This window comes from Cryobacterium sp. PH29-G1, assembly GCF_030063365.1.
Taxonomy (GTDB): domain Bacteria; phylum Actinomycetota; class Actinomycetes; order Actinomycetales; family Microbacteriaceae; genus Cryobacterium.
Genome location: NZ_JASISY010000011.1, coordinates 28,356 through 50,594, shown reverse-complemented (window position 1 = coordinate 50,594; position 22,239 = coordinate 28,356). Strand labels below are relative to the sequence as shown.

The 22,239-nt window shown below is 65.4% G+C and carries 22 protein-coding genes; 6 read left to right on the top strand and 16 right to left on the bottom strand.

Annotated features, from left to right (window positions below):
* Positions 1–51: 51 nt before the first annotated feature.
* The 4 genes from QMK22_RS13405 to QMK22_RS13390 form a co-directional block, all read right to left on the bottom strand.
* Entirely contained in the window at positions 52–1,338 is a 1,287-nt protein-coding gene (locus tag QMK22_RS13405; protein WP_283498152.1) for an adenylosuccinate synthase, read from the bottom strand.
* Positions 1,339–1,824, bottom strand: a complete 486-nt coding sequence (locus QMK22_RS13400) for a DUF3151 domain-containing protein (RefSeq protein ID WP_283498151.1) — start codon at positions 1,822–1,824, stop codon at positions 1,339–1,341.
* Between the two features lie 78 nt (positions 1,825–1,902).
* Complete coding sequence (locus QMK22_RS13395) at positions 1,903–2,271, bottom strand: nuclear transport factor 2 family protein (RefSeq protein WP_283498150.1); 369 nt, start codon at positions 2,269–2,271, stop codon at positions 1,903–1,905.
* Positions 2,272–2,313: 42 nt separating this feature from the next.
* Positions 2,314–2,955 carry a TrmH family RNA methyltransferase gene (locus QMK22_RS13390; RefSeq protein ID WP_283498205.1) on the bottom strand — a complete coding sequence of 214 codons (642 nt, stop codon included), beginning with the start codon at positions 2,953–2,955 and terminating at the stop codon, positions 2,314–2,316.
* Between the two features lie 89 nt (positions 2,956–3,044).
* Between QMK22_RS13390 and QMK22_RS13385 the strand changes: the two genes are divergently transcribed.
* From QMK22_RS13385 to QMK22_RS13375, 3 genes are all read left to right on the top strand, one after another.
* Complete coding sequence (locus QMK22_RS13385) at positions 3,045–4,316, top strand: Nramp family divalent metal transporter (RefSeq protein WP_283498149.1); 1,272 nt, start codon at positions 3,045–3,047, stop codon at positions 4,314–4,316.
* A gap of 21 nt (positions 4,317–4,337) precedes the next feature.
* Positions 4,338–4,988, top strand: a complete 651-nt coding sequence (locus QMK22_RS13380; protein WP_283498148.1) for a metal-dependent transcriptional regulator — start codon at positions 4,338–4,340, stop codon at positions 4,986–4,988.
* A 135-nt stretch (positions 4,989–5,123) separates the two neighbouring features.
* Positions 5,124–5,924 carry an HAD-IIA family hydrolase gene (locus tag QMK22_RS13375; protein WP_283498147.1) on the top strand — a complete coding sequence of 267 codons (801 nt, stop codon included), beginning with the start codon at positions 5,124–5,126 and terminating at the stop codon, positions 5,922–5,924.
* On the opposite strand, the gene QMK22_RS13370 is transcribed toward QMK22_RS13375, so the two are convergent.
* From QMK22_RS13370 to pyrE, 3 genes are all read right to left on the bottom strand, one after another.
* A complete protein-coding gene (locus tag QMK22_RS13370; protein WP_283498146.1) occupies positions 5,921–6,553 on the bottom strand; it encodes a hypothetical protein in 633 nt (210 codons plus the stop codon). The genes QMK22_RS13375 and QMK22_RS13370 overlap by 4 nt on opposite strands.
* Before the next feature lie 69 nt (positions 6,554–6,622).
* Entirely contained in the window at positions 6,623–7,372 is a 750-nt protein-coding gene (locus QMK22_RS13365; protein WP_283498145.1) for a hypothetical protein, read from the bottom strand.
* The gene (gene pyrE / locus QMK22_RS13360) at positions 7,372–7,920 is read right to left on the bottom strand and encodes an orotate phosphoribosyltransferase (RefSeq protein WP_283498144.1); all 549 of its coding nucleotides are present in this window, start codon (positions 7,918–7,920) and stop codon (positions 7,372–7,374) included. The genes QMK22_RS13365 and pyrE overlap by 1 nt, the downstream gene beginning before the upstream one ends.
* A 324-nt stretch (positions 7,921–8,244) precedes the next feature.
* Between pyrE and QMK22_RS13355 the strand changes: the two genes are divergently transcribed.
* A complete protein-coding gene (locus tag QMK22_RS13355) occupies positions 8,245–9,159 on the top strand; it encodes a LysR family transcriptional regulator (RefSeq protein ID WP_283498143.1) in 915 nt (304 codons plus the stop codon).
* Positions 9,160–9,266: 107 nt separating this feature from the next.
* Here the strand turns inward: QMK22_RS13355 and QMK22_RS13350 are convergent, their stop codons facing one another.
* From QMK22_RS13350 to QMK22_RS13310, 9 genes are all read right to left on the bottom strand, one after another.
* Positions 9,267–10,766 carry a CoA-acylating methylmalonate-semialdehyde dehydrogenase gene (locus QMK22_RS13350; protein ID WP_283498142.1) on the bottom strand — a complete coding sequence of 500 codons (1,500 nt, stop codon included), beginning with the start codon at positions 10,764–10,766 and terminating at the stop codon, positions 9,267–9,269.
* A 28-nt stretch (positions 10,767–10,794) separates the two neighbouring features.
* A complete protein-coding gene (locus QMK22_RS13345; RefSeq protein ID WP_283498141.1) occupies positions 10,795–12,150 on the bottom strand; it encodes an aspartate aminotransferase family protein in 1,356 nt (451 codons plus the stop codon).
* 58 nt (positions 12,151–12,208) lie between these two features.
* Positions 12,209–13,357: an ABC transporter substrate-binding protein gene (locus QMK22_RS13340; RefSeq protein ID WP_283498140.1), complete on the bottom strand. Its 1,149-nt coding sequence runs from the start codon at positions 13,355–13,357 to the stop codon at positions 12,209–12,211.
* Between the two features lie 102 nt (positions 13,358–13,459).
* Positions 13,460–14,275 (bottom strand): ABC transporter permease, encoded by an 816-nt coding sequence (locus QMK22_RS13335; protein WP_283498139.1) that lies wholly within the window; start codon positions 14,273–14,275, stop codon positions 13,460–13,462.
* Complete coding sequence (locus QMK22_RS13330) at positions 14,272–15,126, bottom strand: ABC transporter ATP-binding protein (RefSeq protein ID WP_283498138.1); 855 nt, start codon at positions 15,124–15,126, stop codon at positions 14,272–14,274. Before QMK22_RS13330 ends, QMK22_RS13335 begins: the two co-directional genes overlap by 4 nt.
* Positions 15,123–16,073 carry an ABC transporter permease gene (locus QMK22_RS13325; RefSeq protein WP_283498137.1) on the bottom strand — a complete coding sequence of 317 codons (951 nt, stop codon included), beginning with the start codon at positions 16,071–16,073 and terminating at the stop codon, positions 15,123–15,125. The genes QMK22_RS13330 and QMK22_RS13325 overlap by 4 nt, the downstream gene beginning before the upstream one ends.
* Before the next feature lie 8 nt (positions 16,074–16,081).
* Positions 16,082–17,098 (bottom strand): TIGR03842 family LLM class F420-dependent oxidoreductase, encoded by a 1,017-nt coding sequence (locus QMK22_RS13320; RefSeq protein ID WP_283498136.1) that lies wholly within the window; start codon positions 17,096–17,098, stop codon positions 16,082–16,084.
* A 9-nt stretch (positions 17,099–17,107) separates the two neighbouring features.
* Positions 17,108–18,568 carry a dihydropyrimidinase gene (hydA, locus tag QMK22_RS13315; RefSeq protein WP_283498135.1) on the bottom strand — a complete coding sequence of 487 codons (1,461 nt, stop codon included), beginning with the start codon at positions 18,566–18,568 and terminating at the stop codon, positions 17,108–17,110.
* Between the two features lie 15 nt (positions 18,569–18,583).
* Positions 18,584–19,462 (bottom strand): nitrilase-related carbon-nitrogen hydrolase, encoded by an 879-nt coding sequence (locus QMK22_RS13310; protein ID WP_283498134.1) that lies wholly within the window; start codon positions 19,460–19,462, stop codon positions 18,584–18,586.
* A gap of 152 nt (positions 19,463–19,614) precedes the next feature.
* On the opposite strand from QMK22_RS13310, the gene QMK22_RS13305 reads away from it, so the two are divergent.
* Entirely contained in the window at positions 19,615–20,982 is a 1,368-nt protein-coding gene (locus QMK22_RS13305; protein ID WP_283498133.1) for an aminotransferase-like domain-containing protein, read from the top strand.
* 146 nt (positions 20,983–21,128) lie between these two features.
* Positions 21,129–22,154 carry a putative F420-0 ABC transporter substrate-binding protein gene (locus QMK22_RS13300; protein WP_283498132.1) on the top strand — a complete coding sequence of 342 codons (1,026 nt, stop codon included), beginning with the start codon at positions 21,129–21,131 and terminating at the stop codon, positions 22,152–22,154.
* The last annotated feature ends 85 nt before the right edge of the window (positions 22,155–22,239 follow it).

Here is a 22,239-nt window from a genome sequence, read left to right as displayed (position 1 = left end):
AGTGTGGCAGGTGAAAGTGAGGAATTATAGGCGTTGAGCAGCGGATTTTCTTTAATCGATCAAATCGTGACGCACCACGATGGCTTCGCGGTCGGGCCCGACGCCGATCGCCGAAATACGCGATCCGCTCATGGCCTCGAGGGCGAGTACATAGTGCTGCGCCGCCTGCGGCAGTTCCTCGAAGGTGCGCGCGCCGGTGATGTCCTCGGTCCAGCCGGGGAAGTTTTCGTAGATCGGCACGGCGTGGTGAAAGTCGCTCTGCGAAACCGGAACCTCCTCGACTCGGACACCGTCGACGGAGTACGCCACACAGACCGGAATTTCGGCCAAGCCGGTGAGAACGTCGAGCTTGGTCAGCACGAAGTCGGTGACGCCGTTGATGCGCGCGGTGTAGCGCGCGATCGGTGCGTCGTACCAGCCACAGCGGCGCGGACGACCCGTTGTGGTGCCGAACTCGAAGCCGTTGCTGCGCAGGTATTCGCCGGATTCGTCAAAGAGCTCGGTGGGGAACGGGCCGCTGCCCACCCGGGTCGTGTACGCCTTGACCACGGCGATGACCCGGTCAATGCGGTTCGGTGCGATACCGGAACCGGTGACCGCCCCGCCGGAGGTGGCGTTCGATGAGGTGACGAACGGGTAGGTGCCGTGGTCGACGTCGAGCATGGTGGCTTGGCCGCCCTCGAACAAGACGGTCTTGCCCGCATCGAGCGCCTGGTGCAGCAGCAGGGCCGTATCGGTGACCATGGGGCGCAGGCGTTCGGCGTAGCCGAGCAACTCGGTGACGATCTCCTCGGCCTCAATGGCACGACGGTTGTACACCTTGACCAGCATGTGGTTTTTCTGGTCGAGGGCGCCCTCAACCTTTTGACGCAGAATGTTCTCGTCGAACAGATCCTGCACGCGGATGCCGACCCGGTTGATCTTGTCGGCGTAGGCCGGGCCGATACCGCGCCCGGTGGTGCCGATCTGGCGCTTGCCGAGAAAACGCTCGGACACCTTGTCGAGGGTGCGGTGATACGCGGTAATGACGTGCGCGTTGAGGCTGACCTTGAGCCGGGAGACGTCGACGCCACGGGCCGAGAGGGCATCGAGTTCTTCGAACAGTACCTCGACGTCGACAACGACGCCGTTGGCAATCACCGGGGTGACCCCGGGGCTCAGAATTCCCGAGGGCAGCAGGTGCAGCGCATATTTTTCATCACCGACGACGACGGTGTGACCGGCGTTGTTACCGCCGTTGAACTTGACGACATAGTCGACCCGGCTGCCGAGCAGGTCGGTGGCCTTACCCTTGCCCTCGTCGCCCCACTGGGCTCCGATGAGTACGATCGCGGGCATCTAGTCTTCTCCTCGAATAACAAAAGCTTCGGTGGGCGGCGCCGGGTCGAAACCCGGGCTGCCGGTGTGCAGGGTGGCGATAATCGAAATGGCGTTCGCGTCGGCATCCATCAGAAAAGCTGTCAGGCGCGAAACTTCGTCGGCCTCACCGATCTCTTCGGCGCCGCGGCGCAGCGCGAACAGGGCGCGGAGCACGCCACGATTGGGTTCATGGCCCCACGGAATGGGTCCGTGGCCGCGCCAGCCGGCCTTGCGCAGGGCGTCGAGTCCGCGGTGATAGCCGACCCGGGCGTAGGCGTACGACTCGAGGATGCGTCCTTCAGAGTGGGTGGCATCGGCCAGCTCAGCCCACGCGAGCGGAGAGGTCGGATGCACCTGCACGATGCCGGCGATCTCGCTCCTCGCGGTTCGGCGCAAGGCCTCGAGCACCTCCGGTTCCGCGGGAAGAAGGGTCTCGGGCTCTGAAATCAAATTGTCGCCGGTCACACTGAATCCTACCAAGCCCAGGCCCGGTCGCTCCCAGCGCCGGGCCGGGCAACCCGGAATCGGCGGCGACCCGTCCGATCAGGCCGGGCTTTGCTGCCGGGCGGCGACTCGCCAGCCGCCGTTGACGAACAGGTAGGTGGTCGACATGTTTAGCTCGGCTACGACACCGCCGCGCATCGCGACCGCCCGGTACACGACAACGCCGGCATGCTCGCCGAGGCGGATAATGGCGGGCTCATGAATGCCGTAGCTCTCCCACGGTGCCGCCTGGTCGAAGTAGGCGGTAACCTCGTCGCGAGTAATGACGGCGCCGGGCACGATCATCAGGCCGTCGTCGGTCATTTCGCGCTGGTAGTAGGCGCCGCCCTGGCCGTCCAGGATGGCCTGCCAGCCGGCGTTTTCTTCATGGAGGAGTCGGGCCGGAAGATCGTCAGTGATCGCAGTCATACCGCCACGCTAGCCCCAATCGAGCGCGCGAACCAGAAATCGTCAGAACCGGTGCTGAACCACCCAGGAATGCATGGTCACGGCGGCCGCGGCCGAGGCGTTGATCGACCGGGTTGACCCAAATTGGCTGATCTCAACGATGGAATCGGCGGCGATGATGGCCTCTTCCGATAGTCCGGGACCCTCCTGCCCGAACACCAACACGCAGCGTTCTGGAAAGCTGAAGGTCTCGATAATGACGCTGCCGGGCACGTTGTCGATCGCGATCACCGGCAGCGACTCACCGGCACACCACTCGACGAACGCGGCGACATCGGTGTGATGCAAAATATGCTGGTAGCGGTCGGTGACCATGGCGCCGCGCTTGTTCCACCGTTTACGACCGATGATGTGCACGGTGTGCGCGCCGAATGCGTTGGCGCTGCGCACGATCGAACCGATGTTCATGTCGTGTTGCCAGTTCTCAATGGCCACGTGAAACTTATTTCGGTGCTCGTCCAGATCAGCCACGATTGCGGCCATGGTCCAGTAGCGGTAGCGGTCGATCACATTGCGCGTATCGCCGTGCTCGAGCAAATCAGCGTCATAGCGGTCCTCGCTCGGCCACTCCCCCGGCCACGGCCCCACACCGTAGGTCGAACGTTCCGGCGTCGGGTTCTGCGCGGCGTTAAGGGGGGGATGCACGGCTGGCTCAGTCACTATCCAACCGTATCCTGCCCTCGACACCCCAAATCGGGGTTTCGGGGTGCCTAAATTCTGGCTAGGATTTCGGTATGACTAAAACGGATGCGCCGACCCACGGCCGCGTGATCTCGGCGGCTCCGACCACGGTCGCTTCCACCCGGTTGCTCTGGCTGCTTGGACCGGCTCTCGTTGCCGGCGTCGCCTACCTGGACCCGGGCAACGTCGCGAGCAATATGACCGCCGGTGCCCGCTACGGCTATCTGCTGGTTTGGGTGGTCGTGGCCGGAAATGTCATGGCCTGGCTCATCCAGTACCTCTCCGCCAAGCTCGGAATCGTCACCGGCCAAAGCCTGCCGGAGATTCTCGGCGTGCGCATGACCCGACCGACCTCTCGGCGCCTGTACTGGGTGCAGGCCGAGCTGGTCGCCATGGCCACCGACCTGGCCGAAATTATCGGCGGTGCGGTCGCCCTGAATCTGTTGTTCAACCTGCCGTTGATCTGGGGTGGCGTGATCACCGGCACCATCTCGATGATCGTACTCATGGTGCACACCCGCCGCGGGCCGCGCATTTTCGAACGCGTCATCATCGCGCTCATGCTCATTATTACCGTTGGTTTTACAGCGGGTGTTTTCATCTCTCCGCCCGATGCCGGCGGCGTGCTTGCCGGACTGGTGCCGCGGTTCGACGGCTCCAACTCGGTCCTCCTCGCCGCTTCCATCCTCGGCGCCACGATCATGCCACACGCCATCTACGCGCACTCGTCCCTCACTCGGGACCGTTTTCCGGAGTGGCAGGGCGAGGTCGCCACTCGTCGCCTGATCTGGGCCACGAAGTGGGATGTCACCATCGCCATGGCGATTGCGGGAACGGTGAACCTGGGCATACTGCTGCTCGCGGCATCCGCTTTGCAGGGTGTGGAGGGAACCGACAGCCTGCAGGGGGCATATGCGGCGATCAAAGACTCGCTCGGGCCGATCGTCGCGACCCTCTTTGCGGTGGGGCTGCTCGCCTCGGGCCTGGCCTCGACCTCGGTGGGCGCGTATGCCGGATCCGAGATTATGCACGGCCTGCTGCACGTGCGCATTCCGCTGTTGCTGCGCCGCCTGGTTACCCTAATTCCGGCGCTGCTCATTCTCGGCGTGGGATTTGACCCGACCGAGGCGCTCGTACTCAGTCAGGTGGTGCTGTCGTTTGGCATTCCGTTCGCGCTGGTTCCGCTGGTCTGGCTCACCGCGCAGCGCGGCCTGCTCGGCACGTTCACAAACCGCTGGTTCACGACGGCCGCCGGTATCGTGTGCGCACTGGCCCTCATCGCGCTCAACGTGGTGCTGCTCGTGCTCGTGTTCACCGGCGCCTGACCCGACTACCCTGAAACAGACATGACGTACACGACCGGCGCGGCCGAGGACTACCTCAAGACCATCTATTCCCATACCGAGTGGCAGGGCGACCTCATTACGCCCTCGGCGCTCGCACTACGGCTAGGCGTGGCACCTTCGTCCGTGACCGAAATGGTGAAGAAGCTCGCCACGAGCGGGCTCATCACCCACGTTCCCTACGGCCCCCTCGCCCTCACGGATGCCGGTCGGCTGCGCGCGACGGCCGTGGTGCGCCGGCATCGCCTGATCGAAACCTGGCTGGTCGGCGAGATGGGCTACGACTGGGACCAGGTGCACGACGAGGCCGAGGTTCTGGAACACTCCATCTCGGACCGGCTACTCGAAGCCATCAACGCCCGGCTCGGGTTTCCGACGCACGATCCGCACGGTGATCCGATTCCGGCCGCCGATGGCACGGTCCTGCGACCGCCGGCGTCGCTATTGACCGATGCCACGGTCGGGCAGTCCGGCACCGTGCTGCGCATCAGCGACCGCGACCCGGCCGTGCTGCGGGAGCTGGCCGCCGACCTGATCGGGCCCGGCACCGAGTTCACCCTGACGGCGCCGTTCACGATCGCGCTGGCCGATGGCCAGAGTCGGTTGATTTCCGTGGCCGCGGCGGCATCGATCTGGGTCACCGCTCCCGACTGAGAGCTTCAGAGCCGATGCGGCAGCGGATGCGGCGAGCGCGACCCGCGATCCGGCTCGGAAACCGGCAGCCGGTAACGGTTAACCGCGGTGAAACCTCGCGAGGCTAGGCTGAGAGTCAACGAAATGGAGCGCCTGATGGCACGACGCGACGAAATTGAATGCTGGCTCACCGACATGGACGGTGTGCTCGTGCACGAGAACCAGGCCCTCCCCGGGGCAGCCGAGCTGCTGCAGCAGTGGACCGACTCGGGTACACCCTTTCTCGTACTCACCAACAACTCTATTTTCACCCCGCGCGACCTGAGTGCCCGGCTGCGCGCGAGCGGGCTGAATGTGCCGGAGGACCGCATCTGGACTTCGGCTCTGGCCACGGCAGATTTTCTCAAGTCCCAGGTCTCCGGCGGCACCGCGTTCGTGATCGGCGAGGTCGGTATCACGACCGCGCTGCACGAGGCCGGGTTCATCATGACCGAGACCGACCCCGATTACGTTGTCGTCGGCGAGACGCGCAACTATTCGTTCGAGGCGATCACCAAGGCGATTCGGCTCATTCTGGGCGGGGCGCGATTCATCGCAACGAACCCGGACGCGACGGGACCGAGCAAAGACGGCCCGATGCCGGCGACCGGCGCGATTTCGGCGCTCATCTCCAAAGCCACCGGCATGGAACCCTACGTCGTCGGCAAGCCTAACCCGATGATGTTTCGCTCGGCGATGAACAAGATCGGCGCTCACTCCGAGAACACCGGCATGATCGGCGACCGCATGGACACCGACATCGTCGCGGGCATCGAAGCCGGGCTGCACACGATTCTGGTGCTGACCGGCATCGCCGACCAGGCCGAGATCGACCGGTACCCGTTCCGTCCCGACGAAATCGTGGCCGGAGTGCACGAGCTGCTCTCCACCGAGCTCATCGAGAGCGACGAGATCTAGAGCACGGGAGCCGGATCGTCGATCGTCGGCGGGTTCAACACGACATCGAGGGCGTCGTCACGGCTGAGAAAACCGGGAAAATTGTAGCGAGCGAAGCGCGCGCTCGGGTCGTCGGGAGTTTGCGGCACGGTTATCGACGAGCGACGAACGATGTGCGCCAAGACATCGGTGACCGAGGCAGCGGGGGTCCGCCCGGTGCGGCCGCGCAGACGAACGGATGCCCGTGGGCCGCCGTCGGCGCCAAACCGCAGGGTGAGCATCCGGTTGCGCCGCCGGCGCTGGTCGAACAGGTCGAGGCGGGCCCACACGATGTCGGCCAGTGGCACGGTGCGCCGGCCGGCACGCAGCTGCCCGGTGTCGAAGTTCACCCACGGCTGCAGGTAGCGCAGCCTCTGCACGAAATAGAGCACCAGGGTGACCGGCAGCATCACGCCGAGGCTGATCAGGAGTCCCCACCACAACGATATTTCCAGACCTCGAGCAACAAAGGATCCGACTTGCAGGGGCACGATGGCCAGGAGCAGTCCGTTGGCCGGAGTCGCCGCGAAGGTGTCCCACCAGCCGGCGCGGTCGACTCGCACCCAACCCGTGGCAATGTCGTTCGAGTTCGGCCCGCTCGTCTCGCTCATTCCCGAACGCAGCATCTGCCGCGCCGCGCGGTCGCAGCGCGCCTCACGCGACCGAAACTGCTGGCCCGGCTAGGCGGCGGGGCCGGGGCCAGCGATGCTCGCGGTCAGCGGTTCGGCCGCGGTTCGACTGACGAAGCAGTAGTAGTTGCGCTGGCCATCGCTCCACTGCTCGCCCGTGATCGGGTAGCTGCCCTGCACCTGCAGGTTCGGGTAAGCACCGGCCGCGTTCAGGTCGAGAACGCCGGGAGCGGTGCAGAGCACAGTGATCTGCGCGGCCAGTGCAGCCTCGCCCGGAAATTCTGCCGTGACGTCGTCGCCGAAGCTGCCCCGGTAGACCAGCTGCGCCGTGTGCGCGGCCGCGCAATCGACAACGGTGAAGTCCTCCTCCCACGGCGACACATAGGGTTCGAGGCATTCGCCGCCGAACAGGGTGTTCCACTCGTGCGCACCGGCGGGCTGCGTGGCCGTGATCTCCGGCGTGGGAGTGGGGGTGGGCGTCGGTGTTGGCGTCGGCGAAGCGGATGCCATCGGCGCCGCCACCGGAACGGGGCTCGCGACGAGCCGCTGGCCGAGATAGAACAACCCCACGAGCACGATCAGCGCGAGCAGCCCGACGGCCGTCCAGATCAGGGCCGCCTGGCGGAACCCGGACGTACCGCGCCGGGATCGGTGGCGGCTCGGCGCCCCTGGAACACCGGCGGCAGCGCTCGGAGCGGTGATGGGTGCAACCGCACCGGGCGTCCCGGCTACGGGAAGCAACTCCGTCGGCTGATCAGTTTCGGCTTCGACTTCGCCGTGCTCGTCGTCGCCTGATGCCACTAGTTCAGTCCCAGGTCCTCAAGGGAGATCGCAGCGAAGTAGGGGTAGCCGGCCGCTTCGATTATTTCGCGGGCACCGGTGTTGCGGTCGACCACGACGGCTACGCCCGCGATTTCGGCACCGACCTTGAGCAGGGCTTCGATCGCTGCGAGCGGGGACCCTCCGGTGGTCGAGGTGTCCTCGAGCACGATCACGCGCTTACCTTCGAGATCGGGGCCCTCAACCTGGCGGCCACGGCCGTGATCCTTCGGCTCCTTGCGCACGACGAACGCGTCGTAGGTGGCGCCACGGGCCACGCCCTGGTGCATGACGGCGGCCGCGATCGGGTCGGCGCCCATGGTGAGGCCGCCAACGGCGACGACGTCGGGAATGTCCTGGATCAGATCCAGCATGACCTGCCCGATCAGCGGAGCCACGCGATGATCGAGGCTCACCCGGCGCAGATCCACGTAGTACGTGGCCTTCTTGCCGCTCGTGAGAACGAAGTCTCCGTGAAAAACGGCCTCGGCCGCGATGAAGTCGATGAGTTTCTGCCGTGTATCAGTCACACAGGCAAGTTTAGGGCACGCCCCCACAGCTGGTGCCGCCGCTGCTGGTGCCGCCCTAGAAGATGCGAACGAGGTTGCGGCGATCCGTCTGACGATAACCATCGCGGCGAACCTCGACGACGAGAGCGGCGATAGACGCAACAGAAACGAGCAGGATGGCGAGGAGGATAAACACGAGATACCTTTCGAAGCAGATGGAGTGGCCCGCACGGAGGCGACATTGCTCGTGTATGACTCTGTCATTTGATCACCGATAACCTTGCAGCACAATCGTATTGTTCTGTAAGCACCATGTAGCGTAGCTACATTGTGTAGATTGACTGCATGGACGTGCAACGACTCGAACTGCTCCGCGAACTCGCCGACCGCGGCAGCGTCACGGCGGTCGCCGCCGCCACCCACCGCACTCCCTCGGCCGTTTCGCAGCAGCTCAAGGTGCTCGAGCGCGAGGCCGGACTGCCGCTGACCCAGCGGCAGGGTCGCGGCCTTGTGCTCACCGATGCGGGTCGCGCCCTGGCCCGCAGCGCAACGGATGTCGCGGTGTCCCTCGCGAAGGCCACCGCGCTCTGGGACGAATTTCGCAACCAGGCCAGCGGCGAAGTGAGCTTGGTCACCTTTCCTACCGCCGGTCAGATGTTGCTGCCCGGCGTCATCACGAGTTTGGGACCCGACCTCGTGCTCAATTGCGCCGACGAAGACCCCGAACTGAGCGACTTTCCCGCCTTCACCGCCGAGTACGACATTGTGCTGGCCCATTCCATGAGCGGAGCGTTGTCCTGGGCCGGCCGCGGTCTCACGGTCGTTCCGCTTATGACCGAGCCGCTCGATGTGGGGCTGCCGGTGGGGCATCCGCTCGCCGATCGCGCGTGGGTGCGCCCGAGTGACCTCATTGGGGAGACCTGGATCGGCGTGACCGACGGGTACCCGTTCGAGCGCATTCTGCACGCGATCGAACAGGAGGCCGGCGCCCGACTATCGATGTCGCAGCGCTTCGCCGATCTTGCCCTGATCGAATCGTTCGTGATCGCGGGGCTCGGCATTGCGCTCGTGCCGCGCTACACCTCCGGCGGCGGCCAGCCCGGCCGCCTGGTGCTGAAACCCCTGCGCGGCGTCGAATCCGAACGCCAAATCGTGGCCCTCATGCGCCCCGACCGAGCCGAGCGCCTGGCCGTGCGCACCGTAATCCAGTCCCTCCAATCCGAAGCCGCAAGGGTGCAACACTCCCAAGCCCCCCAATAGGTCCGCGAGAGCGGGAAATTCGTTGCCTCAAGTCTGCTGAAGCAACGTTTTTCCCGCTCTCGCGGCCAGATGGTGCTCGGGGGTGGGGCTCGGGGTGGGGCTAGGGGCTACTCGTTTTGGGGGAAGCCCAGGTTGATGCCGCCGTGACTGGGGTCGAGCCACCGGCTGGTCACGGCCTTTTCGCGGGTGAAGAAGTTCACACCGGCGGGGCCGTACGCCTTGGCGTCACCAAACAGCGAGTTCTTCCAGCCACCGAAGGAGTGGTACGCGACCGGAACCGGAATCGGCACGTTGATGCCGACCATGCCGACCTGCACCTCGTTCTGGAACCGGCGAGCAGCGCCGCCATCGTTGGTGAAGATCGCGGTGCCGTTGCCGTACTGGCTCGAGTTGATGAGGTCCAGGCCCTCCGTGTAGGTGGCCACGCGCACAATCGACAGCACCGGTCCGAAGATCTCGTCGAGGTACACGTCCGAGTCGACGCTGACCTTGTCGAACAGGGTCGGGCCGAGCCAGAAGCCGTTGGCGTCACCGTCGACCTTGATGTCGCGACCGTCGATAACGACGTCGGCGCCATCGGCCTGGGCGATGTCGATGTAACCGGCGACCTTGTCGCGGTGCACCTTGGTGATCAGCGGACCCATGTCGCAGCCCCGGGTGCCGTCGCCGACGGTGAGGCCCTTGACGCGTTCGGCGATCTTGGCAATGAGCTCGTCGGCGACGGGTTCAACGGCGACGACCACGCTGATGGCCATGCAGCGCTCACCGGCGGATCCGAAACCGGCATTGACGGCGGCATCCGCGGTCAGGTCGAGGTCGGCGTCCGGCAGTACGAGCATGTGGTTCTTCGCGCCACCGAGGGCCTGCACGCGCTTGCCGTGCTTCGACGCGGTCTCGTAGATGTAGCGGGCGATCGGGGTGGAACCGACGAAGGAAATCGCCTGCACGTCGGGGTTCACGAGGAGCGCGTCGACGGCTTCTTTATCGCCGTGCACGACGTTGAGTACACCGGCCGGAAGCCCGGCCTCGGTGAACAGCTCGGCAAGCCAGTTCGAAGCGGTCGGGTCTTTCTCGCTCGGCTTGAGCACCACGGTGTTGCCGGCCGCGATCGCGATCGGGAAGTACCACAGCGGCACCATGGCCGGAAAGTTGAACGGGCTGATGATACCGACGACGCCGAGCGACTGGCGCAGGGTGTAGACGTCGACGCCGGTGGAGACGTTCTCGGAATACTCGCCCTTGGACAGGTGCGGCATGCCGAGCGCGAATTCGACGACCTCGAGGCCGCGAATGATTTCGCCGAGCGCGTCGGAGGTGACCTTGCCGTGTTCAGCGGTGAGAATATCGGCGAGGTCGCCCTTGCGGGCGTTCAGCAGTTCGCGGAAGTTGTACATGATGGTCTGGCGGCGGGCCTGGCTCATGTCGCGCCAGGCCGGGTAGGCGGCCTGGGCGCTGGCGACAGCAGCGTCGAGATCAGCGGTGCTGGCCAGCAGTACATTCTTGGCTACGACACCGGTGGCCGGGTTGTAGACGGGGGCCGTGCGGGTGGAGGTGCCGGCGGAAGCGGCCCCGTCGACGTAGTGCTGGATGGTAGGAATGTCGGTCATGGTGAAACGTCCTTAAGGGTTGAAACGGTTAGGAAAGTAGGTCGAGGCTGAGCACCTCGTCGTAGATGGCGAGCGCTTCGGCCACTTCGGCTTCGGTGACGACGCACGGCGGCACAACGTGGATGCGGTTCTCCATCAGGAACGGCAGCAGGCCGCGGCCGAGCAGCTCAGCCTTCACGCGGGCCATGACGGCGGCGCTCACCGGCTCGCGGGTCACGGCGTCGGCAACGAGCTCGACCGCCCAGAACACACCGACTCCGCGCACCTCGCCGATGATGGGGTGCTTGGCCTGCAGCGCTTTGAGTCCAGGCTCGAGCACATCGGAGCCGATCCGGGCGGCGTTCTCAACGACGCCCTCGGTCTCCATCGCGTCGAGGGCGCCGACGATCGACGCCATGGCAAGCGGATGCCCGCTGTAGGTGAGTCCGCCGGGAAAAACCGTCTCGTCGAAGGTAGCCGCGATGGCATCGGAAATGATCACGCCGCCGGTGGGCACATAGCCGGAGTTGACCCCCTTGGCGAAGGTGATCAGGTCGGGTACGACGTCGTAGGCCTGGAAGGCGAACCAGTTGCCGGTGCGACCGAAGCCACACATGACCTCGTCGAGAATGAGCATGATGCCGTACTTGTCGCAGAGTGCGCGCACGCCGGGCAGGTAGCCGGCCGGCGGCATCATGATTCCGGCGGTGCCGGGAATCGACTCGAGCAGAATCGCGGCGACCGACGATACGCCCTCGCCCTGAATGACGCGTTCGAGGTGATGCAGCGCCCGAGCGCATTCCTCGGCCTCGCTCGTGGCCCAGAACTCACTGCGGTACAGGAACGGACCGAAGAAGTGCACGTGGCCGCGCGCGTATTCGTTGGGAAGTCGGCGCCAGTCGCCGGTGGCCACAACGGCTGACCCGGTGTTGCCGTGGTACGACTTGTAGAGCGAGAGCACCTTGTCGCGACCGGTGTGCAGGCGCGCCATGCGCATGGCGTTCTCGTTCGCATCCGCTCCCCCGTTGGTGAAGAAGACCTTGTTGAAACCGGCCGGCGCGCGGTCGGTGATGCGCTGGGCCGCTTCGCCACGGGCGAGGTTGGCGGTGGAGGGCGCGATGGTGGTCAACAGCGCGGCCTGCTCGGTGATGGCTTTCACCACAGCCGGATGCTGGTGGCCGATATTCACGTTCACCAGCTGACTCGAAAAATCGAGGTACGTTCGTCCGTCATGATCCCAGACCCGGCAGCCCAGCCCTCCGGCGATGACGAGCGGCTTCAGTGCTGCCTGCGCCGACCAGGAATGAAAAACGTGCGCCCGGTCGAGCTCGCTCGTGCGCGCATTGAGGCTCGTTGCCGGGTCAGTGGATGCGGGGGAAACGGTGTGTGTACTGGTATCAGTCACGTATATCGCTGGCTTTCTGTGTTGGTGTTGTGGTGGAAATTGAAAAATTGGAGGGTAGCTAGTTGCCGCCGGCGTTGAGGGTGACCTCGGTGGGGGCCCAGTCGGTGCCCATGACATCAACGCCGTCGGCCTTGAGCTCGTCGAGCGCCTGGGTCACGTACTCGTTCGAGTACGCGGTGGCGGGCGGGTCCGTCGAGATGATGGTCGCGCCGGTCTCGTTCTTGGTGTTCTTGGCGATGTCGACCGTGTTGGCCCAGGCCGCTTCGTCGATCATTCCGACGCCGTTGGTCGACGGAAAGATCAGTTTGCTCACCTCGTTGGTCATCCAGAGCTGGTGGCTCTGGCCGAGCGAGGAGCCGGCGGCGGTGACGATGCCGGCGGCGTCTTCGGGGCTGTTCGCCGCGAAGATCCAGCCCTTGATCGAGGCCTTGATGAACTTCACCGTGTTGGCGGCGTAGTCCGAGTCGCTAGCCAGCTGATCCGCGTTGGCCCAGATCGCGTCTTGCAACATGGCCGTGCCTTCGTCGTTCCAGTCGATAACGTTGAGGTCTTCGGGCTGGTAGAGCTCGCCGGTGGCGGGGTTCTCAGTCTCGAGCACCTGGGCGTATTCGTTGTAGGTCATGGCCTGGGCCGCGTCGATGTCGCCGGAGAGGAACGCGTTCATGTCGAAGGCCTGCTGGATCAGCGAGATGTCATCGAGGGCGACGCCGGCTTTCTGCATGCCGGCGAAGAGTTCCCACTCGTTGCCGAAGCCCCAGCTGCCGACGGTTTTTCCGGCCAGGTCGGCGGCCGTCGTGATGTTCTTGTCCGTGAACGAGATCTGCGTGGTGGCGCTGCGCTCAAAGATCTGGGCGACATCGGTGATGTTGGCGCCCTGCTCGATCGAGCCGAGCACCTTGGGCACCCAGGAAATCGCGTAGTCCACGTCGCCGGCCGCGAGCACGTCTTGCGGAACGATGTCAGGGCCGCCCTCCTCGATGGTCACGTCGAGACCTTCATCGGCGTAGTAGCCCTGGTCGACGGCCGCGTAGTACCCGGCGAACTGGGCCTGGGCGACCCACTGCAGTTGCAGGGTGATCGGGGTGAGGTCGCTGCCAGCATCCGTTGACGCCGTATCGCTGCCGGTGCTGCTGCAGCCGGAGAGTACGAGCGCGCCGACAGCTGAGATCGCTCCGACGGTGCCAAGCCATTTGATGCGGTGATTCATGGTGCCTCCTTGGTTGCTGTGTCTGATGGGTTGCTGTGTCTGATGGGTTGCTGTGTCTGATGCTGGGTGGATCAACCGCCGGCGCTTTGCACCGGCCGAGCTTTAGCCGCCGGGTCGGCGGGTGATGAGCTTCTCCACGATGAGAGCTGCACAATAAAACGTGAGACCGAGAATGATGGAGCCGAGCACGTACGCCCACGCCAGGCCGTAGTTACTGCTCGACGCCGCCGAGGTGATCGACTTGCCCAGGCCGCCGACCGGTCCGCCGAAGTATTCGGCGATGAGGGCGCTGATCACGGCGAGCGACGACGCGATGCGCAGGCCGGTGAAGACGTACGGCAGCGCGGTGGGCAGGGTGACCACGCGGGTGGCCTGCCAGCTGGTCACGGCGTAGGAGCGCATGAGGTCGCGGTGCACCGGGCGAACCTGGCGCAAACCTTTGAGTGTGTTGAAGTACACCGGCACGAACACCGCGAGCGCTGCGACGAGCTGCCGGGCGGTCTCGGCGCCGGCCCCGAACATCGTGTAGAGCACCGGGGCGAGCGCCACGATCGGTACAACCGACAGCGCGGCTACGACCGGCGCCGCCATCTCATCGAACAGGTGGGCGAGCGCGGACACGATCGCGAGCACGATTCCGAGCACGGCACCCAGAATCAGCCCGATCAGGGCGTTTCGGCCGGTCACGGCCATGCCGTTGCCGACATTCTGCAGGTTGGCGCCGAATTCGGCACCGATCGCAAAGGGCGCCGGCAGCACGAATGCCTTGATTGCGAGCGCGGTGACCAGCCCCTGCCAGAGCAGAATCACGGCCACCCCGAACACAATCGGAGCGAGCACGGTCTGCGCCGCTGTAGCGGGCACCGCTGTGCTGGAGGTCGCTGCACCGGGGGCGCCGCCCGGCCGGGTGGCTGTCATCGGGTCTCGACCCCGCGGGCGCCCGCCGGACGGGTTCCGGCACCGGACGCCTCGTCGCCGTGCAGCAGGTCGCGCACCTGGCTGAGGGCGCGAAAGAAACCTTCGTCTTCGCGCAGGTCTTCGCCGCGACCGGCCATGTCACCGAGCGACACATCAACAATCGAGCGGATGCGACCCGGTCGCGGGGACATCACGACCACCCGGTTGGAGAGGAACACCGCCTCGGGAATGGAGTGGGTGACGAAGACCACGGCGGCCTGGGTCTCGGCGCAGATGCGCACGAGTTCGTTCTGCATGCGCTCCCGGGTCATCTCGTCGAGGGCGCCGAACGGTTCGTCCATGAGCAGCAGGCTGGGGCTCTCGGCGAGCGAACGGGCGATCGCGACGCGCTGCTGCATGCCGCCGGACAGCTGATCGGGGTAGTGCCGGGCAAAGTCGGAGAGCCCGACGAGGGCGATCAGTTCGGCCGCTCGGCGGCGGCGGGCAGCCTTTCCCAGGCCGTGCAGTTCAAGCGGCAGCTCGATATTGCCGGCCACCGTGCGCCAGGGCAGCAGGCCGGCCTGCTGAAAAGCGATGCCGTAGTCCTGGTCGATCCGAGCCTGGCGGGCCGGCTTACCGAACACCTCGATGCTGCCGCTCGTGGGAGCGTCGAGGTCGGCGATGAGGCGCAGCAGGGTGCTCTTCCCGCAGCCGCTCGGGCCGATCAGGGAGACAAACTCACCGGGCGCGACCGTGAGGCTGACGTCTTCGAGCGCGGTGACGCCCGCACCCTTGCGGGCGCTGAAGACGCGGCTGACACCGCGCACGTTGACGGCGGGGATGCTGGTGAATGCCGGCTTGCTGTCGGTCATAGTGAAATCTCTCCCCTGCGAAAGCGTCGAAGGAACAGTCCGATCAGGCCCACGAAACCGGCGGCGACGAGGCCGACCAGAATCGATCCGAAGATGGGCGCCCAGGGCTTTCCCGGATCGCCGCCGGCGGCGCCGGCGTATTCCACGATGAGTCGGCCGATGCCGCCGCGCAGTCCGATCGACACTTCGGCGACGACGCTGCCGACCACCGCACTGACCGCGGCGAGGCGCAGCGCGGGCAGCAGATAGCCCACGCTCGCCGGCAGCCGCAACCGCCAGAGCGTCTTCCACCAACCCACCGCGTAGCAGTGCATGAGGTCGACATGGTTGGCGTCGGGCGAGCTGAGGCCGCGCAGGGCGCCGATCGATACCGGGAAGAAGGCGAGGTAGGAGGCGATCAGGGCCACCGACATCCAACTCTCCCAGGTGAATTCGCCGAACTGAATCTGCGCGCCCCAGCGTCGTACAAGCGGGGCGATCGCGATCAGCGGCACGGTCTGGCTCAGAATGATCCACGGGAGAATCGCCGACTCTGCCAGGCGAAAGCGTTGCATCAGCAGGGCCAGGGCCAGCCCAACGGTCACTCCCACCAGCCAGCCGACAGCGGCGATACCGAGGGTGAACAGCGCGCCGGCCAGCACGGCCTGCCAGAGCGGCAGAGCGGATGCCGCGCCCGTCACGGGCTCAAACAGGCGCACCGCCATGACCGCGAGGTGCGGCATAGCGAGGTCGGTGGTGCGCGGCAGCACCGTGATGCCGCCGAGAATGACACCGTCGGCCGGCCCGAGGGTCTTGTAGAGCTCCCAGACCAGGGCCAGCAGCGCGAGACCGGCCAGGCCGAACAGGCCACCACGCAGGCGCGGGTGCAGGATCGCGCGTCGGCGCGGTCCTGCCACGCCACGCGTGGGCGTGGCGGTCTGCTGGGTCGGCTCGGTCTGGCGCGTCATCCGCTTCGCTATTTCTTGGCCGTGATGGGGTCGGTCAACGCCGGAATAATGGTGTCGCCGTAGACGCGCATCGTTTCTTCCTTGTTGTCGTGCTGCAGGTACCCGGCGAACTGGTCGACGCCGAGTTCTTTCAGCGCCTCGAGCTTCTCGATGTGATCTTTCGCCGTGCCGAGCAGGCAGAACCGATCGACGATCTCGTCGGGCACGAAGGCGGCGTGCTCGTTGCCCGCCTTGCCGTGCTGGTTGTAGTCGTATCCCTCGCGGCCCTTGATGTAGTCGGTGAGCGCCGTCGGCACGGCGGAATCGGCGCCGTACTTGGCCACGATGTCGGCAACGTGGTTACCGACCATGCCGCCGAACCAGCGGCACTGATTGCGCATATGCTCCCAGTCCGTTCCGATATAGGCGGGGGCGGCGACGCAGAACTTGATCGACAGGGGGTCACGGCCGGCGTTGGAGGCGGCGGTGCGCACGCTCGCGATCATCCACTCGGCCACATCGAGGTCGGCCATTTGCAGGATGAAACCGTCACCGACCTCGCCGGCGAGCTTGAGCGCGAGCGGACCGTAGGCGGCGACCCACATTTCTAGGCTCGAGCCGCGGCTCCACGGAAACTGCACCGTGGCCCCGTTGTACTCGACCGGGCGCGAGTTGGCGAGTTCGCGAATGACGTGGATCGACTCGCGCAGAGTCTTCAGGGTGGTCGGTGCACCGTTGGTGGTGCGCACCGCCGAGTCGCCGCGGCCGATGCCGCAGACGGTGCGGTTGCCGTACATCTCGTTGAGGGTCGCGTAGGTCGACGCCGTGACCGTCCAGTCACGGGTGGCCGGGTTGGTCACCATCGGGCCGACGATGATCTTGCTGGTCTCGGCCAGGATCCGGCTGTAGATCACATAGGGTTCCTGCCAGAGCAGGTGCGAGTCGAAGGTCCAGACGTGGCTGAAACCGTGGGCCTCGGCCAGTTTGGCCAGTTGAACGGTGCGCGCCGACGGCGGGTTGGTCTGTAGTACTGCTCCGAAATCCATCTCTGCTCCCTAGATGAGGTACTGGCTCAGGCCGCGCTTGATGTAGCGACCGTCACCCTTGGTGCCGAGATAGGCATTGTCATCAATGACGACCTTGCCGCGGGAGATCACGGTGTCGACGTGGCCGTCGATCTCGTAGCCTTCCCAGGCGGAATAGTCCATGTTCATGTGGTGGGTACGTCCCGTTTGCTCGCCGCGAGCGTCGACGGCAACACCAATGGACGTGTGCCCGTTCGGGTCGTAGACCACGACGTCGCCGTCGGCACCGGGGGCGATCACGCCCTTCTGGCCGTACATGCCGAACATGCGCGCCGGGGTGGTGGAGCACACCTCGACCCAGCGTTCAAGCGAGATTTTGCCGTCGACCACGCCCTGATACAAGAGATCCATGCGGTGTTCGACCGAGCCGATGCCGTTGGGGATCTTGGAGAAGTCAGTCAGGCCCATATCTTTCTGACCCTTCATGCAAAACGGGCAGTGGTCGGTGGAGACCATTTGAATGTCGTTCGTGCGCAGGCTCTGCCACATGTGGTGCTGGTGCCCCTCGGCCTTGGCGCGCAGTGGTGTCGAGCAGACCCACTTGGCCCCCTCGAAGCTGCCCCACTCTTCGCTCTCGGCGCCGAGGTTGTCCTCGAGCGAGAGGTAGAGGTACTGCGGGCAGGTCTCGCCGAACACGTTCTGACCGTTGTCGCGGGCCTGGGCGATCTGGTCCACGGCCTGCTTGGCCGAGACGTGCACGATATAGAGCGGAGCACCGGTGAGGTTGGCGAGCATGATCGCGCGGTGGGTGGCTTCTTCCTCGGCCTGCCAGGGCCGGGTGAGACCGTGGTAGAGCGGGCTCGTGTTGCCGGCGGCGACTGCCTGCTGCACGAGCAGGTCGATGACGCTGCCGTTTTCGGCGTGCATCATGATCATGCTGCCGTTCGTGGCGGCGCGCTGCATGGCCTTGACGATTTGGCCGTCGTCGCTGAGAAAGACGCCTTTGTAGGCCATGAACAGTTTGAAGCTCGACACGCCTTCGTTGACGAGTTCGTCCATCGCGGTCAGCGAGCTGTCTTGCACGTCGGAGAGGATCTGATGAAAGCCGTAGTCGATCGCGCACTGGCCGGCGGCCTTCTGCTGCCAGGTGGCGTAGCGCTCGAGCACGTCTTCACCGGCATACTGCACGACGAAATCCACGATGCTCGTGGTGCCGCCCCACGCGGCGGCGCGGGTGCCCGTTTCGAACGTGTCGCTGGCCTGGGTGCCGCCAAACGGCATCTCCATGTGGGTGTGGGCGTCGATACCCCCGGGAATCACGTACTTTCCGCGGGCATCGATGACACGGTCAACGTTGCCCGCCACGTCGAATCCGAGCAGGGTGGAGCCGGGTGCGAGCACCGCGGCGATTTTTTCGCCGTCGATGAGCACGTCGGCGAGGCCGCGTCCCGTGGCGTTGACCACGGTGCCGTTCTTAATCAAAGTCTTCATGGCAGTCCTCTCTATTTACGGCGCGACGAGGGGTCCGTAGGAGTCGGGGCGACGGTCGCGGTAGAACTGCCAGGAGTTGCGTACCTCGCGGATCACGCCGAGATCGAGGTCGCGCACGAGAATCTCCTCGGTGTCGGTGGATGCGCGCTCGCCCACGTAGTTGCCCTTGGGGTCAACGAAGTAGGAACTGCCGTAGAAGGTCACCGCCTCGTCGCCGAATTCGGCTTCCTCGTTGCCGATGCGGTTGTTCGCGCCGACGTAATACTGGTTGGCGACCGCGGCGGCCGGCTGTTCGAGCTCCCACAGGCGGTTGGACAGGCCGGGCTTGGTTGCGGAGGGGTTGAAGACGATCTCGGCGCCGTTCAGGCCGAGCGCCCGCCAACCTTCCGGGAAATGGCGGTCGTAGCAGATGTACACGCCGATCTTGCCGTAGGCGGTGTCGAAGACCGGGTAGTCCAGGTTGCCGGGGCGAAAGTAGAACTTCTCCCAGAACTGCGGCAGGTGGGGGATGTGGTGTTTGCGGTACTTGCCGAGGTAGGTTCCGTCAGCGTCGATGACCGCGGCGGTGTTGTAGAGCACGCCGGGCTGGTCTTCTTCGTACAGCGGCACGACGATGACCATCTTGTACTCGGCGGCGAGCTTCGCAAACCGCTCGACGATGGGGCCGGGAACGGCCTGAGCGTAGTCGTAGTACTTGGAGTCCTGCACGATGCCGAAATACGGGCCGTGAAAGAGTTCTTGAAAGCAGATAACCTGCACGCCCTGGGCTGCCGCGGTGCGAACGAACCCTTCGTGCTTGACGATCATGGATTCTTCGTCGCCGGTCCAGGTGGCCTGGGTGATGGCGGTTCGAACAATCTGATTGTTGTCGGTGTTCGTGGGAACCGTGCTCATGCTGTGCCTTCCACTTGCTTCGGTTAGTCAAGGGTCGTTACGAACCGCGCTGTTCGTATTGTTATTATTTGACGTAAACATTTCAAATGTGTTTCTCTGTGTAACGCACGCATTAATCATCCTGTCGTCCAACGCACTCAGGGGCAAGAGCAATGCAGAACTTTATTGATGAAATCGAGCAACGCACCCCGGCGGGGATCGCCGCGGCCATCGGGCGGCAGATCGCGTCCGGTCGCCTCGCGCCGGGCGACCGTCTGCCCACGGTGCGGGTACTGGCCGGCGAGCTCGGCGTGAGCCCGGCAACGGTCAGCCACGCCTGGCAGGCCCTCTCGGCCGTCGGCCTGATCGTGTCGCGTGGGCGGGGTGGCACGTTCGTGCAGGATGCTGCGCCTAAGTGGTTGCCGGCCCGCAGTCAGTCCATGATTGGCTCGAGCGCACCGACTCGTCTCGACCTCTCGCGCGGCACGCCGGACCCGTTGCTGCTGCCGGCGCTCGGACCGGCGCTCTCCAGGGTCGCCCAGCGTGCGGTGACCCCGAGCTACCAGGATCTGCCGATCATTCCGGAACTGCTCGAGGTGCTGCGATCGGAGTGGCCCTACGCGGTCGAGACCATCACGATCGTCGACGGTGCCCTCGATGCGATCTCCCGCACCCTCGATGCGGTGACCCGGTTCGGCGACCGCGTCATCGTGGAGAACCCGTCGTTTCCACCGTTCTTCGACCTGCTCGACCAACTCGGCCTGGAACGCCTGCCGGTGGCCATCGACGAGCACGGCATCATTCCGAACGATTTTGCCCGAGCACTCAAGCTCGGTCCGGCCGTCGTGCTGCTGCAACCCCGGGCGCAAAACCCCACCGGAGCTTCGATGACCGCGCAGCGGGCCGAGCAACTCGCCCGCCTCCTGCGCAGCACGCCGGCGAGCGCCGAGACCATCGTCATCGAAGACGACCACTCCGCCGACATCAGCATCGCCCCCGTGGTGAGTCTCGGTCTCTGGTTGCCGCGCCGCACCGTGCACGTGCGCAGCTTCTCGAAGTCGCACGGCCCCGACCTGCGCATGGCCGCGCTCGGCGGGCCGGCCGCGCTCATCGACCCGATCGTGTCGCGGCGCATGCTCGGCCCCGGGTGGACCAGTCGCATGCTGCAAACGATCCTGCACGATCTGCTCACCAACGGTGAGAGCATGGCGCAGGTCAGCGAGGCCCGCCGCATCTACTTCGCCCGCCAGCGAGCCCTCGCCGAGGCGCTGACTGACTGCGGACTCGACGTCGTGCAGGCCGACGGCATCAACACCTGGCTGCCCGTGCAAAACGAGCGCGACGCCATGGTGCGCCTCGCCGCCTCGGGGATCCGCGTCGCCGGCGGGTCGCCGTTTTCGGCCACGGAGGGCGGACCCGAGTTCATTCGAGTGACCGCCGGCGCCCTGCCCGACGACGTCATCCCGGTGGCCGAGGCGCTGGCGGCTGCGGCGCATCCGTTTGATTCGGCCGTGCACGCGGTGGGTGCCAGGTGGTCGTAGGGCTGCCGGGGGCCTAGGGTTGAGCCAGACCACCGGTTTGCTTTGATCGGTTTTGCAGGCCTGGATTTGGGCTGAGGTCCACCACTATTCCGCCCGTTCGCGCGCATGCCTTCGGCATGGAGTCGCGACCAGTCGAAAGAGACCTCATGAACCGAATCAACGTGCGTCGTTCCGCCATTGTCGTCGCGACCAGCGCCGCGACCTGCGCCACGCTGCTGCTCAGCGGATGCGCAGCCGCGGTGACTCCCGGTGCCACGCCGACCGAGACCGGCGGCGCCACCTCCGCCGCTGCCGCCGACTACCCGGTCACCGTCGACAACTGCGGAGTGAGCGTGACCGTCACGGCCGCGCCGGAACGCATCGTATCGATCAAATCGTCGGCAACCGAGCTACTGCTCGCGCTCGGCCTCGGTGACCGCATCGTCGGTTCGGCCTTTCTTGACGGCCCGCTGCCGGAGTCGCTGGCCACTGCGGGCGCCGACCTCAACCTGATCAGCGACTTTCTGCCCGGCCAGGAGGCCGTGCTCGGGCTGAACCCCGACTTCATCTACGGCGGCTGGGAGTCCAACTTCAGCGCCGACGGCGTGGGCGAACGCGACGCTCTCACAACGCTCGGCGTGGGTAGCTACGTGTCGCCCGCCGCCTGCAAGGGCGATTTCATGCCGAACCCGCTCACCTTCGAGACGGTCTTCAGCGAAATCAACGAGGCCGGAAAAATCTTCGGCGCCGAACCGGCAGCGACCGCGCTGGTCACCTCGCTCGAGCACGACCTCGCCGGTTTGACGCCGGCGAATTCCGAAAAAACGACAGCGCTCTGGTATTCCAGCGGCACGACCACCCCCTATGTCGGTGCCGGCATCGGCTCGCCGCAAATGATTATGGAAGCCGCCGGTCTCAGCAATATCTTCGCGAACGTGAGCGATACCTGGACCTCGGCGGGCTGGGAATCAATCATCGAAGCCGACCCGAGTGTCATCGTGCTCGTCGATGCCACGTGGAACACCGCCGCAGCAAAGATCGCCCACCTCGAGTCCGACCCGGCCACCCAGGTGCTCGACGCCGTGAAGAACCAGCGCTACATCATCCTGCCGTTCGCCGCCACCGAGGCCGGCATCCGTAACGTCGAAGCCGCCTCTTCCGCCATCACTCAGCTAGCCGCGCTGGATAAGTGAGCACCCCCAAGCCGCGAGAGCGGGATAAATGTTGCTTCACCAGGGCTGAAGCAACGAATTTCCCGCTCTCGCGGGGTGGTTGGGG